This window comes from Marinobacter sp. CHS3-4 (assembly GCF_030053415.1).
GTDB lineage: Bacteria > Pseudomonadota > Gammaproteobacteria > Pseudomonadales > Oleiphilaceae > Marinobacter.
The window spans coordinates 85,816-98,047 of sequence record NZ_JASGBJ010000004.1 but is presented as its reverse complement, the minus strand read 5'-3'; the positions used below and the strand labels follow the sequence as shown (position 1 = coordinate 98,047).

General features: G+C 52.3%; 11 protein-coding genes and 1 riboswitch. Of the genes, 4 read left to right on the top strand and 7 right to left on the bottom strand.

Features of this window, described 5'->3' with window-relative positions; translation table 11 throughout:
* Window positions 1-99: 99 nt before the first annotated feature.
* The 4 genes from cpdA to thiC form a co-directional block, all read right to left on the bottom strand.
* Window positions 100-906 (bottom strand): 3',5'-cyclic-AMP phosphodiesterase, encoded by an 807-nt coding sequence (cpdA, locus tag QLQ17_RS15835; RefSeq protein ID WP_283210580.1) that lies wholly within the window; start codon window positions 904-906, stop codon window positions 100-102.
* Between the two features lie 200 nt (window positions 907-1,106).
* Entirely contained in the window at window positions 1,107-1,592 is a 486-nt protein-coding gene (locus QLQ17_RS15830; RefSeq protein ID WP_283210579.1) for a DUF1249 domain-containing protein, read from the bottom strand.
* A 1-nt stretch (window position 1,593) separates the two neighbouring features.
* Window positions 1,594-2,211 (bottom strand): NUDIX domain-containing protein, encoded by a 618-nt coding sequence (locus QLQ17_RS15825; RefSeq protein ID WP_283210578.1) that lies wholly within the window; start codon window positions 2,209-2,211, stop codon window positions 1,594-1,596.
* A gap of 164 nt (window positions 2,212-2,375) precedes the next feature.
* Window positions 2,376-4,253 (bottom strand): phosphomethylpyrimidine synthase ThiC, encoded by a 1,878-nt coding sequence (gene thiC / locus QLQ17_RS15820; RefSeq protein ID WP_283210577.1) that lies wholly within the window; start codon window positions 4,251-4,253, stop codon window positions 2,376-2,378.
* A 69-nt stretch (window positions 4,254-4,322) separates the two neighbouring features.
* Window positions 4,323-4,437: riboswitch (TPP riboswitch) on the bottom strand.
* A 107-nt stretch (window positions 4,438-4,544) separates the two neighbouring features.
* Between thiC and QLQ17_RS15815 the strand changes: the two genes are divergently transcribed.
* Window positions 4,545-5,918 carry a TolC family outer membrane protein gene (locus tag QLQ17_RS15815; protein ID WP_283210576.1) on the top strand — a complete coding sequence of 458 codons (1,374 nt, stop codon included), beginning with the start codon at window positions 4,545-4,547 and terminating at the stop codon, window positions 5,916-5,918.
* A 46-nt stretch (window positions 5,919-5,964) separates the two neighbouring features.
* Here the strand turns inward: QLQ17_RS15815 and waaA are convergent, their stop codons facing one another.
* The gene (gene waaA / locus QLQ17_RS15810; RefSeq protein WP_283210575.1) at window positions 5,965-7,239 is read right to left on the bottom strand and encodes a lipid IV(A) 3-deoxy-D-manno-octulosonic acid transferase; all 1,275 of its coding nucleotides are present in this window, start codon (window positions 7,237-7,239) and stop codon (window positions 5,965-5,967) included.
* A gap of 196 nt (window positions 7,240-7,435) precedes the next feature.
* On the opposite strand from waaA, the gene lpxL reads away from it, so the two are divergent.
* The 3 genes from lpxL (at window position 7,436) to QLQ17_RS15795 (ending at window position 10,028) form a co-directional block, all read left to right on the top strand.
* Window positions 7,436-8,383 (top strand): LpxL/LpxP family Kdo(2)-lipid IV(A) lauroyl/palmitoleoyl acyltransferase, encoded by a 948-nt coding sequence (gene lpxL / locus QLQ17_RS15805; RefSeq protein WP_283210574.1) that lies wholly within the window; start codon window positions 7,436-7,438, stop codon window positions 8,381-8,383.
* Window positions 8,384-8,506: 123 nt separating this feature from the next.
* Window positions 8,507-9,334, top strand: coding sequence for a glycosyltransferase family 2 protein (locus tag QLQ17_RS15800; protein ID WP_283210573.1), 828 nt, complete (start codon window positions 8,507-8,509; stop codon window positions 9,332-9,334).
* A gap of 67 nt (window positions 9,335-9,401) precedes the next feature.
* Window positions 9,402-10,028, top strand: a complete 627-nt coding sequence (locus QLQ17_RS15795; protein ID WP_283210572.1) for a hypothetical protein — start codon at window positions 9,402-9,404, stop codon at window positions 10,026-10,028.
* Between the two features lie 12 nt (window positions 10,029-10,040).
* Here the strand turns inward: QLQ17_RS15795 and QLQ17_RS15790 are convergent, their stop codons facing one another.
* Together QLQ17_RS15790 and QLQ17_RS15785 are read right to left on the bottom strand one after the other, a co-directional pair.
* Window positions 10,041-11,294, bottom strand: a complete 1,254-nt coding sequence (locus tag QLQ17_RS15790; RefSeq protein WP_283210571.1) for a hypothetical protein — start codon at window positions 11,292-11,294, stop codon at window positions 10,041-10,043.
* 16 nt (window positions 11,295-11,310) lie between these two features.
* Window positions 11,311-12,216 carry a glycosyltransferase family A protein gene (locus QLQ17_RS15785; protein WP_283210570.1) on the bottom strand — a complete coding sequence of 302 codons (906 nt, stop codon included), beginning with the start codon at window positions 12,214-12,216 and terminating at the stop codon, window positions 11,311-11,313.
* Window positions 12,217-12,232 lie beyond the last annotated feature (16 nt).

Here is a 12,232-nt window from a genome sequence, read left to right as displayed (position 1 = left end):
TCAGATGGCTTATTGCTTTGTAGGCTCTTCCTGAGCCGGAGAGAATTATATACAGCTTACCTCGATGATGACAGTGCACTCTGTCACTGGATGAATGGCCTAATAACCGGTACTGGTCATGTCCAGTTCGAAATGGAAGTTTTCCGTTCGCCTTACTTCGGTCCTGAACTCACCATCGGGCATAAGCTCAAACCAGCGATATCCAGGCGACTTTTCTTCTACCGAGAACTTTTCTGAACCGGCCGTAAACTGTATGCAAGTCGACGGGGTCGCAAGAAGCCTCACACCATTCCGGACTTCGTCGTATTCCTGGTGAACATGGCCCCACAAAACGGTTTTGACCTGTGGGAAACGGTCAATGACGCGCCAGAAGTCTTTCTGATTCCTCAGGCCAATCGAGGACATCCAGCGGGTATTGATGTCTACTGGATGATGGTGTAGCGAAACCAGCGTTGGCGTGTCCGGGCTGTCGGCAAGCGTCTTCTCCAGAAAGGCAAGCTCAGACTCCGGTAATTCGCCGTAGACCTTTCCCGGCACTGAGGTATCAAGCAGGACTATCTGCCAACCACCCATGGTGAGACTACGATGGTGAGCATTGAATTCTGATGCAACTCGATCCAGCAATCGCGAATCATCATGATTACCCGCAACCCAGGCCGATTTGCAATGGAAGGCTTTAAGCTTCTCGCCAAAAACCCGATAGGCTTCTTCAGAGGCGTCTTGTGAAATATCCCCTGTGGCCAGCACGTAATCAGGCTGGCCAAAGTCGTTTAATACTTGTTCGATGACAGCGTCCAGACTGTCTCGGGTATTCACACCCAAAAGCTCACCTGCCGGGTTGGCCATCAGATGAGGGTCGGTGATTTGTAGTACCCGAAAAGGCTTTGGTCGGTCGCTTTCTGTCATGACACTGCTGATTTCGTCGTTCTCGTCCGGTGTAAGGTTCTGGATACTGCAGGCGTCAGGTTAGTGAGATTGCCTTCCAACGTCCCGAATCTCGTCACATTCCACCCCAACTACCGTCTTAAATTGCCGATTTTGACAACTACGACACACTCTTACGGACTCTAATACTAAAGCAGGCACGAAATCACGGACATTCCACCTTAGTCCACGCCCTCTCCGGCGGGCCACACTGAATGCTCCATCGGTAAGTGCCCGAAGCGTAGGCAATAATCCAGCCAGTCAGCCAGAAAGCTGTTCACCTGAACTTTCTCGTCGGGGTGGTGCATAAATCGGTTGGGGTAATCATTGACCGGAGCAATCTGACGGTCGCGGTAGCAGCTGATTACCTCAGCCATCGCTGCATCGTGATACACGCGCACGGTCAGCTGAGGATTGTTAAGCCAGCGGCCAGCATTGTGGATCTGCTGGAGTAGCAACGTTTCGGTGAACTTGGCAACCTGCAGCACTTCTATTCGAACACGCCCCAGATACTGGTCTTGCCGACGAAGCTCGAATTCACAGACAGGCTCCCCACCGGCTTCCAGCTTGCGCAGCCGACGAAGTCGCATGTAGTTGCCATCGCAAAGCGCACCAAACCTTTGAAGATCCGGTACATAGCGCCTTTGCTTCATTACCCAGTCTGTCATTCTAGCTCCAGCCCTCCTTTAGGCGCCGGCGATTCAGTTGCAGCCATTGCAACGCGATAATGGCCGCAGCGTTGTTAATCCTTCCATCATAAATCATTGTGATGGCTTCGTCGGCACTGAACACGTGGGCACGGATATCTTCATGCTCATGTTCCATGCCAAATAAGCCGCCAGCCGCTGCGGTGCTGATTCGTCCACAATAAAGATGAATAAGCTCTGTGGTTCCGCCAGGAGACACCAGGTAATTGCAGATTTTTTCCAGCGGCTCGAAAGTAAGACCTGCTTCTTCCACCCCCTCCCTCTGAGCAACTTCTTCGGGCGTCTCGCCGTCCTCATTCATGCCGGCAACCAGTTCAAGCAGCCAGGGAGATTGATCACGGCCCAGCGCCCCGAGTCGAAACTGCTCGAGCAGGACGACTTCGTCTCTGTCGGGGTCGTAGGGTAATACGCAAGTGGCATCCCCACGGATGAAGAGCTCGCGAGTGAATGTGGGCATTTCCCGACCATCAAAACGCGGATGGGTCAGCCAGAGCTTATCCATCTGGAAAAAGCCCTTGAATACCGTTTCGCGCTTTTCGATGGTGACGTCAGTACTTTTAAACTGGAACGGTTCGGCCATTTTTGATCCGTAATTAGAAACGAATCTGGACGATAGCCGGTGATTCAGCATTGGCGCAAGCCCCTTCCATTAGCTCAGTGCCGTTGGAGGACCGCAACATAGAAGGGGCTCCGGAACATGCTCCCAGCGGCACATCCTTGTGCCGCTGGGAATCAGCCTCTCGGCTAAACCTTGTCGTAAAGCTTCGAGCCAGCCTCCACAAACTCCCGTGACTTTTCTTTCATCCCGACGTCTACCGCGGATACCTCATCAAGCCCGTGCTCTTTCGCGTACTCCCGTACTTCCTGGGAAATCTGCATTGAACAGAACTTTGGACCGCACATTGAACAGAAGTGCGCCACTTTGGCGGATTCTTTTGGCAATGTTTCATCGTGATAAGCGCGGGCCGTATCCGGATCCAGCCCCAGATTGAACTGGTCTTCCCAGCGGAACTCGAAACGCGCTTTGGAAAGGGCATTATCCCGAACCTGCGCGCCCGGATGACCTTTCGCAAGGTCAGCCGCATGGGCAGCGATCTTATAGGTGATGATCCCGGTTTTCACATCATCCTTATTGGGAAGCCCCAGATGCTCCTTGGGCGTGACATAGCAAAGCATGGCACAGCCATACCAGCCAATCATGGCTGCGCCGATGCCAGAGGTGATGTGGTCGTAACCCGGTGCGATATCGGTAACCAGCGGCCCAAGCGTATAGAAAGGCGCTTCGTCGCAACATTCCAGCTGCTTTTCCATATTTTCCTTCACCAAGTGCATCGGCACATGGCCCGGCCCTTCGATCATCACCTGGACGTCGTGCTTCCAGGCAATTTTGGTCAGCTCACCAAGCGTTTCCAGTTCGCCGAACTGAGCGTCGTCGTTGGCATCGGCAATCGACCCGGGTCTCAAACCATCGCCCAGACTGAAGGACACATCGTAGGCCTTCATAATTTCGCAGATGTCTTCAAAGTGCTCGTAGAGGAAGCTCTCCTTATGGTGAGCGAGACACCATTTGGCCATGATGGAACCGCCCCGCGAGACGATGCCCGTGGTGCGTTTGGCGGTCATCGGGACATGGTGCAGACGTACACCGGCGTGAATCGTAAAGTAATCCACACCCTGCTCTGCCTGTTCAATCAGGGTATCCCGGAAGATTTCCCAGGAAAGATCCTCAGCGGCTCCGCCCACCTTTTCCAGCGCCTGATAAATTGGGACCGTGCCGATCGGCACCGGCGAATTCCGAATAATCCATTCGCGAGTTTCGTGAATGTTCTTCCCTGTGGACAAATCCATGATGGTGTCTGAACCCCAGCGGGTACCCCAGGTCAGCTTCTCTACCTCTTCTTCGATCGAAGAGCTTACTGCGGAGTTGCCGATGTTCCCGTTAATTTTGACCAGAAAATTCCGGCCGATAATCATGGGCTCTGTTTCAGGGTGATTGATATTTGCCGGAATAATCGCACGCCCACGCGCTACTTCGCTGCGTACAAATTCCGGTGTAATCTCTTGCGGTAGTGAAGCACCGAACGACTGGCCCGGGTGCTGATCTTTGAGAAGCCCCTGTTCTCTAGCCTCTTGCAATTTCAGGTTCTCACGGATGGCAATATATTCCATCTCTGGCGTGATGATTCCCTGCCGGGCGTAGTGCATCTGGCTGACGTTTTTTCCGGGTTTGGCCCTCAGTGGTTTGCGCTCGTCCATGAATCGGAGCGGGTCCAGCTGGGGGTCTTTCATGCGACGGCGCGTGAACTCTGACGTGTAGTCAGGCAATTGCTCAACATCCCCGCGCTCTGCTATCCAGTTACCACGGATTGAAGGCAACCCTTTGCGCAAATCAATCTTTGCGTCGGGATCGCTGTAGGGGCCGGACGTATCATAAACGGCCACCGGCGGATTTTTCTCGCCGCCCATATCCGTCGGCGTATCGCCCACTGTAATTTCCCTCATAGGCACCCTGAGATCGGGTCGGCTACCCTGAACGTACACCTTTCGGGACTGAGGCAAGGGTTTGATGGCAGCAGAATCAACTGCGGCGGAATCACTGAGGTAAGACGGTAGATCGGTCATAAAGCGCCCCTGAAGGTAAAAGTTAGGGTCGCGCATGACGGAGGCAGTAGCACGCAAGAAGCGTGAAACACTATCGACAATCTCAATCCCTACGCCGGTATTATCCGGATCAGGTCGCGGGTTCTGCTTTGCAATCTCAGCCAGCTACACAGGTTTTCTGGTGCCAGCACCCCGTCAAGACGCGAATTCAATAGATGACACTCTCAATCAGTGCCAATCGCAAGTGTAGAGGTCGACCTCATTATTGTCCATAATGCGGTCTCGACGCGCATGCCAACGTTAGGAGATATCATGAAAAAACGACTGCTTTCCGGGCTTATCGGCCTGCTCGCAGCCCAGCCTGCGGTATCCATGGATCTGGTGGAAACCTACAAGAAAGCACTCTCCTACGATTCGGGTATTGCGACTGCCAAGGCCTCTTTTGAAGCCCAGCAGGCGGCCAGCAACGTCACGCGCAGCAGCCTGCTGCCGGAAGTGGTTGGTTTTGGTGAAGCAAACCACACAGACGTGGACGGACCAAACCAGGACAACAGCTATAAGACCTTTGCCTATGGCGTTCGCGCGACGCAGCCGCTCTTCAGGGCCGATGAATGGTTCCGCTACGATGCCAGCAAGTTCCAGACCGAGGCCGCCAGGGCGAACTACAACCTGGCACAGCAACAACTTATTCTGGACGTCGCTACCGCTTATTTCGGCGTGTTGCGGGCCGCAGACACCCTGACCGTAACCCGCGCTGCTGAAGCCGCCTTCCAACGTCAGTATGAGCAGGCTCAGGAAAGATTTGATGTAGGCTTGATAGCGATCACCGAAGTGTACGAAGCCAGGGCAACCTATGACGCGAGCAAAAGCCAGCGAATTGCGGCGGAAAGTGATCTGGCCATTGCGCGCGAGCAACTATCGCGTCTGACCGGCGAATACGAGGAAAAGCTGAACAACCTGCGGCGCAACTTCCCTCTTGGGCGCCCCGACCCGATGAGCCCTTCGGCCTGGGAGAACCTGGCTCTGGATCAGAACTGGCAAATCCAGTCTGCTCTGTCTGATCTGAACGCCTCAGAGGCGAATCTGAAGACGGCAAAATCCGGCCATTTGCCGACACTCGATCTAAACGCCTCCTACGGCGTCTCCGATACCGACGGTCTTGAACAGCCATCGACACTACAGAGGGATGGTGAGACAACGGAAGCCCAAATTGGCTTGACCCTCAACGTGCCTCTATACGTTGGTGGCGGCACTCAAGCCGGCGTGAGACAACAACGATCTCTGGTAACAGCGGCCGAGCAGTCCCTTGAGACTGTCAGACGGGATGTTCGGGTAAACACGCGCAGTCTCTATCGCACGGTCAACACAAATATAGAGTCCGCATCTGCTCTGGAACAGACCATCATTTCCCGCCGCAGCGCTCTGGACGCAACCCGTGCAGGTTATGAAGTTGGTACTCGTAACATCGTGGAAGTGCTGGACGCGGAACGGAACTATTACGTGGCTTTGCGTGATTTTGCCAATGCCCGGTACGACTACATCGTAAACTCACTTCGCTTGAAACAGGCCGCTGGCACACTGAATCCCCAGGACCTGGCGGACCTTAATAACTGGCTGAGCGCCTCCGCACCTGGCATTGAAGCACTGGCCAACGAAGACGCGACGCTTAACGACCCCACTCAGTGAGTGAAGCCGCTATCGGGAGGCACGATGCCTTCCGATAGCGCGTTAATCAGACCCGCTCAACGATTCCGTCTACTACTTTCTCAAGCGCTCCACGATTGGCATTCACGACTGCAAGCGCGTTCTCACCCGCCATCGCAGCCGCGCTTCGGTCATCAAACAAATGATTGACACAATCGGCCAGCGACGACGCAGACGGTGTCATATAGACGGCTTTCCCTTTATTAAGCTGGCTATAGATGGCCTCGAAATTAAATATATGAGGTCCAGACAGCACGGGCAGCCCCCACGCAGCCGGCTCAAGCGGATTATGCCCGCCTCTTTCGATCAATGAACCACCAACAAAGGCAACATCCGATGCACCATAAAGCATCAACAGTTCGCCCATCGTGTCACCGAGATAGACCTGGCAGTTCGAATAATCGCTGTCATCAGTGGCAGTAGATTCCTCAGATCGGCATCGAACACTCAAATCCATGCTGGTAATAAGTGAAGCTACCGCTGAGAAGCGTTCGGGGTGCCGCGGGACAATCAACAACAAGGCATTCGGATGACGGCTCAGAACGGCCTGGTGCGCCTCGAGTATCTGGCGGTCTTCGCCATCGTGAGTACTGGCCGCAATCCACACTGGACGATCTGCACCAAGTCGCTCTCGCAGCCGGGTCGATTGGATTCGGGTTGAATCCGTGATAACTACATCAAACTTGATACTGCCTGTCACCGAGACCGACGAAGGATGAGCTCCAATCCTCAAAAAGCGTTTTGCGTCGTCTTCAGCCTGGGCCGCAATCCAACACAGGCTTTGTAACAGTGGACGAACCGTGGACGCGACCCAGCGGTATCTTTTGGCAGAACGTTCTGACAAACGGGCATTAATCAGGAAGACTGGCACGTGTTTATGTTTGCTGTAGGCCACCATGTTGGGCCACAGCTCAGTTTCCATGATCACCAGAGCCTTTGGCCGGATTCTGTCAATAAAACGCTGAACAGCGCCGGGCGTATCGTACGGTGAAAAGGCGTATTGAATCTGATCACCAAACAGCGCCCGAGCGCGCTCTGCCCCGGTTGGGGTCATCGCAGTCATCAGAATGGGAATCTCCGGTTTGCGACGCAGCAAAGCCTTGACCAGGGGCGCAGCCGCGATGGTTTCGCCGACAGACACAGCATGCACCCAGATAACCTCTTCCCCTGTCGGCTCTACATAGCCCAGCCTTTCCTGCCAGCGAACAAACGCGTCCGGGTTTTTTCGTCCCTGCCACCAGAGCCTTAAAAGAACGAAAGGCAGTGCTAACCGAAAAAACAGAGAGTAAAAAAAATGCAGCATCGTGATTCCTGGCAGGCTTTACGCGCCGATCATTCTACATAAAGCCTCTGGCAACGTCTTCCACTGGGCATTACTGCCCTCAGAATCGCAAAATGCTGCTTTAGACCAATAAGCCGACGCTGGTAAACTTCCGAAGTTCTAAAGCGTCCAACGCGTTCCAAATTAACCGTCTTTCCAAATTGAAGAGTGCCGATACGTGACCAGAAAAAGCTATCGGGTGCGTGACACCAACTACCGCCGGTACGTCCATCCGCGTTGGTGGCCAACCTGGCTGCTCATTAGCGTCATGTGGCTCGTCGCCCAGCTTCCCCTTAAGGCCCAATATTCTATTGGACGAACCATTGGTGGTCTGAGCTGGCGCTTCATGAAATCACGGCGGCACATTACGGAAGTGAATATCCGTCTTTGCTTCCCAGAGCTGACCGAACAGCAACAGGCCAATCTCGTCAAAGATTCCTTTTGCGCCAATGGAATTGGTCTGATGGAGCTGGGGGTGGCCTGGTTTCGAAACCCGAGGGATTTTCTGGATATAACCCAGGTTCATGGATTACAGAACCTGAATGACGCTTTGGCCAAAGGCAAGGGCGTACTTCTGCTCGGAGGGCACTACAGTACACTGGATCTGGGCGGGAGCCTTGTCACCGAGTTTATTGATGCCGATGTCATGCAACGAGACCATAACAACCCATTAATCAATGCTGTCATGACCCGCGCCAGGGAGCGCCGATATGGAAAAGTGCTGGACTCCAAAAACCTCCGGGGCTTGCTGAAGCAACTCAAACACAACCGCACGGTCTGGTACGCGACAGATCAGGATTACGGCCACAAAGACATCGTGTTCGCTCCCTTTTTCGGAATACCGGCAGGCTCAATTACCGCAACCTCCCGAATTGCCGGACGCAGTGGTTGCCAGATCGTGCCTTTTAGCCATTTTCGTCGCGAGAACGGTCCCGGTTACGACATCTATTTTTATCCTGCGATCGCAGACTATCCAACCGGCGATGACCTGGAAGATGCAACGCTGATCAATAAGGCGGTCGAGACCGAGATCCGAAAACATCCCGAGCAATACCTCTGGATGCATCGCCGGTTCAAAACCCGTCCATCGAAACAGGATCCTGACCTGTATCGAAAAGGAAGCTAGAAAACGTAAAAGGACTGGACAGCCAATGGATTGCGCTGGTTGATCAAGACCCCTCTAAAAGGAACTGATATAATCTGACCGCTTATTGATCGTTTGATAGCCCTGTTTGCCTGGACTTACACTATGAAGCTTTCCGTCGTGATGACTACATACAACTCACCTGTCTGGCTGGAGAAAGTGCTCTGGGGCTACAGCGCCCAAAGACACAAAGACTTCGAGATCGTCATTGGTGATGATGGATCTACCGAAGACACCAGAGAGGTGATTGACCGCCTGCGCCAGGAAACTGGCATGACGATCAAGCACGTGTGGCAGGAAGACAAGGGCTTTCGAAAATGCCGGATTCTGAACAAGTCGATTCTGCAGGTCGAATCAGACTATGTCGTGTTCACCGACGGCGATTGCATTCCTCGCATTGATTTTCTTGAGGTTCATGCCAGGGAAGCTCGGCCATCTACCTACCTGTCTGGCAGCTACCATAAGCTTCCGATGGACACGAGCCTCGCGATCACCAAAGACGACATACTTTCCGGCCGTTGTTTTCAATTGGACTGGCTAAAAGCCCATGGCCTGAAAAGCAGTTATAAGAACAGCAAACTGACCGCTGGCCCAAAACGCGCAAAAATCTTTAACACGCTTACCCCCGCGACGTGTAATTTCAAAGGCTCAAACGGATCAGCCTGGCTGAAAGACATCCTGGCGGTTAACGGTTTTGACGAGAGAATGCCCTGGGGTGGGCTGGACAGGGAATTTGGCGTACGCCTGATCAACTCCGGCATCAAGCCTAAGCACGTTCGCTATAACGCGATCGTGATTCACCTGGACCACAAACGTGGCTACAAAGACCCCGAGCTGGTCGCTGCGAATAAGGCCTTGCGGGTCGACAGCGAGAAACAGAAGAAAACTCGCACCGATTGTGGCATCGAGCAACTCGACTCGGCCAACCAATAGATAGGGCAAATATCCAGCAAATTAGATGGGAGTCTGAATGAAAACAATATCAGCCAATATTGCCTCAGTGCCGAACCGTCGGGAAATGCTCGAAAAAACAATCGAAAGTCTGTATTCCCAGGTTGACGTCATCAACCTTTGCCTGAACGACTACGAAGCCGATCCTTTTGCTGACGACCCCAAAATTAATACCATTCTTGCCGACAACTCACTTGGGGACGCGGGCAAGTTTCTCTTTCAGGAACAAGTCGACGGGTATTATTTAACCTGCGACGACGACATCGTTTATCCACCAACCTACGTCAAAGATATTACTCAAAAAGTAGATGAATATGGCGTCGTTACCTTTAACGGGAGAATCTTCAAATCATTCCCGATCAAGAGCTTCTATAAAGACAAGGCCAAAAAATACCGTTACGGGCGTAATGAAAGAAAAACCCTGAAAGTTCAATTTGGTGGAACGGGCGTGATGGCGTTTGATACCCGTTTTTTCAGCATTCCAATCAGCGAATTTAAACGAAAAAACATGGCGGATATCTGGGTAGGCTGTTTTGCACGAAAAAACGGGTACCCGATATGGCACCTGGCCCATAAAGAGGGATATCTGACTTCCCAAAAAACAGAAGGCTCTATTTACGAAGCAGAGCAGGACAAAGATGCCTATCAGACCGCCGTCATCAATGAGGTCTTTTGAACGCCTTCAGAGTCACTGCTTCTCAGATTCTTTGCAGGTGGTTTTGCTTGTCAGCGCTTCACACAGACGGTAGAAGTTTTTTGCGACTCCCTCAGGGCGATATTGATCCATCCCATCAAAGTGCGATTGCAGATGCCTGTATGGCTTGTTCTTGACCCACTCCGTCAAGGTCGCTGCCAGGGATTGTGGCGTTGGCTCAAAGTAATCGACAACCTTATCCATCTCTCCACGAATACCGTATCTGGCCGTGACTATGGAAGGCTTTCTGTAGAGCAGTATGTCGTTCTCGATACCCGACATTTTACTCTTGCCGTAGACTTCACTGTACTTTCTGAAATGAGTCTGGACCCTGATTGGAGCCAAGAGAAAATCAACTTCAGCGATCTTCTTTTCAAACTCATCCGGGCTTATAAAGCTGGTGCTGTAATCCAGGCTGAACCGATCTGACTCTAATGATTTAAAGTCTGCCACGATTTTTTCGGCCTGCTTATCACCTGCTTTACCCAGCAATATCAGGCGCAGAGGTGACTCCAAATCAGGTAGGCAGTTTTTTAAGGCCTGATAGACCAGTCCATAGTCTTTTTTCGCGTTCGTGACTTTACCGGTGATCGCGGCAGTCACCCACCGGTTCTGATCGTTGGGCTTAGCACTGGATTCTCCGAGAAAGGCAAACGGAACAACCGGCGGCAGGACCCTGGATTCTTCAATCCAACCGTGCGCCAGAACATAGTCCGTGATTGCCTGGTTAGGAAACATGACGTAATCCATGTCCGCCAGGAACTGCTTTCTTTTTCGCCACTCTCCTCCTATCCAAACCTTGCGGATCAGATGTGAAAGTATCCCGGGAAATCTAGTCCAGGGGCGCTCAAAATGGCTGGCGGGCGCCAGATCGGCATGGGCATTGTGAATACGAAGCATCGCCGGGCAGCTGCGCGGTATGGCGCCTAACTCTGCCCAGAAATCCCGCACCGTATTGAAATAAAGAATGTCGGCATCTTTAAAGACTGGCGCCATTCGGTCTATGTAGCTAGAGACATCTTCATGACGGTCCATACAGAAGACCTCTAGCCACTCTTCTGTCTGGCCCCAATCATGCCCCATGTTGTCATAGACGGATTTGACCGTGATCAACGTCATTCTGAAGCGTTCCTGTCGAAGCACCTTGATGAGATTATCTATCAAGTCACTGTGATGGTGCAGCTCAACAACCACCACGTGAATTAGTGGGTGCTTGTAGAGATCATCATTTTCGACGTCATCGGCCATATGAGAACCGTTAATTTCAGAAGAGATTTCGCAGCGCCAGTTCAAGACTGTTAAGTTTTTTCAGGAAACGGCTGCCTTGCATGGGATAGTAACCCCAAGGCTTCTGGAGGTCGGAATTCGAGCAAACTAGAAAATCTTCGGCAAACGGCAGCACATCTTTCGGGCGCTCCAGCAGCTGCTCTACATCCTGTTCACTCAAAATTTCATAAGGGAAAAGACCACAACCGCGGCGCTTTTCTGCAAGCCTCAACGCGAGGGTTTTTCTTTTGCCCCGGTAGGCAGGAACTTCCGGCAGCCACATCATAAAAGGCGCGAACATATGCCCGATCGTCTCGAAATAGTTTCTTGCCTGCGAATCGTTAGCGGGCTCAGAAGCTTTGAAATGCCAGTCCTGATCCAATAATCGGGCGGGACGAGTGATCAGAATGGCGGAAAAATACTGGCCGGCGCTCTGATCTGTGGCTTTTCGCTTGTAGGCATTGAGTTCGGAGTCGTAGGTTAGCGTGTTTTCATCCCTTTGGCGATTGATGCCTTTGAGAAAACAGGGATGAAGGAATGCCAGCTTGGGGTGCTGTTCGAACGCAAGATGCAAGATCTTGATTTCTTCACTAGTGACCGGGCGCACCACCTGCATATCGTCCTGGATGAAGCACACCAGGTCACGTTCACGAGCATATTCCAAGGCTGACTGCATGTTTCCATACAGCCCACCCAGCTTGTGAGTTGACTGATTACCGGGTTTTAGAACTTCATGGTGCCCGGATAGGCGTTCCAGAGCCTTACGAGTATGAGGTTCGGTACTGTCATCATCAAAAATGGCAATGTCTGCTTCGGGAATGCACTGCTCAATTGACCGAATGCAATTCTCCAGAAACTCTCCTCTATTGTATGAAAACACGCAGAATAGAAGTCTGTTAGACATGGCTTGCATTCCAGGT

What these genes read in the sequence shown, in the direction of transcription:
- cpdA (WP_283210580.1), bottom strand. Translation starts at nt 906, where the DNA reads ATGACAGAAAGCGACCGACCAAAGCCTTTTCGGGTACTACAAATCACC.
- QLQ17_RS15830 (WP_283210579.1), bottom strand. Translation starts at nt 1,592, where the DNA reads ATGACAGACTGGGTAATGAAGCAAAGGCGCTATGTACCGGATCTTCAA.
- QLQ17_RS15825 (WP_283210578.1), bottom strand. Translation starts at nt 2,211, where the DNA reads ATGGCCGAACCGTTCCAGTTTAAAAGTACTGACGTCACCATCGAAAAG.
- thiC (WP_283210577.1), bottom strand. Translation starts at nt 4,253, where the DNA reads ATGACCGATCTACCGTCTTACCTCAGTGATTCCGCCGCAGTTGATTCT.
- QLQ17_RS15815 (WP_283210576.1), top strand. Translation starts at nt 4,545, where the DNA reads ATGAAAAAACGACTGCTTTCCGGGCTTATCGGCCTGCTCGCAGCCCAG.
- waaA (WP_283210575.1), bottom strand. Translation starts at nt 7,239, where the DNA reads ATGCTGCATTTTTTTTACTCTCTGTTTTTTCGGTTAGCACTGCCTTTC.
- QLQ17_RS15800 (WP_283210573.1), top strand. Translation starts at nt 8,507, where the DNA reads ATGAAGCTTTCCGTCGTGATGACTACATACAACTCACCTGTCTGGCTG.
- QLQ17_RS15790 (WP_283210571.1), bottom strand. Translation starts at nt 11,294, where the DNA reads ATGGCCGATGACGTCGAAAATGATGATCTCTACAAGCACCCACTAATT.
- QLQ17_RS15785 (WP_283210570.1), bottom strand. Translation starts at nt 12,216, where the DNA reads ATGTCTAACAGACTTCTATTCTGCGTGTTTTCATACAATAGAGGAGAG.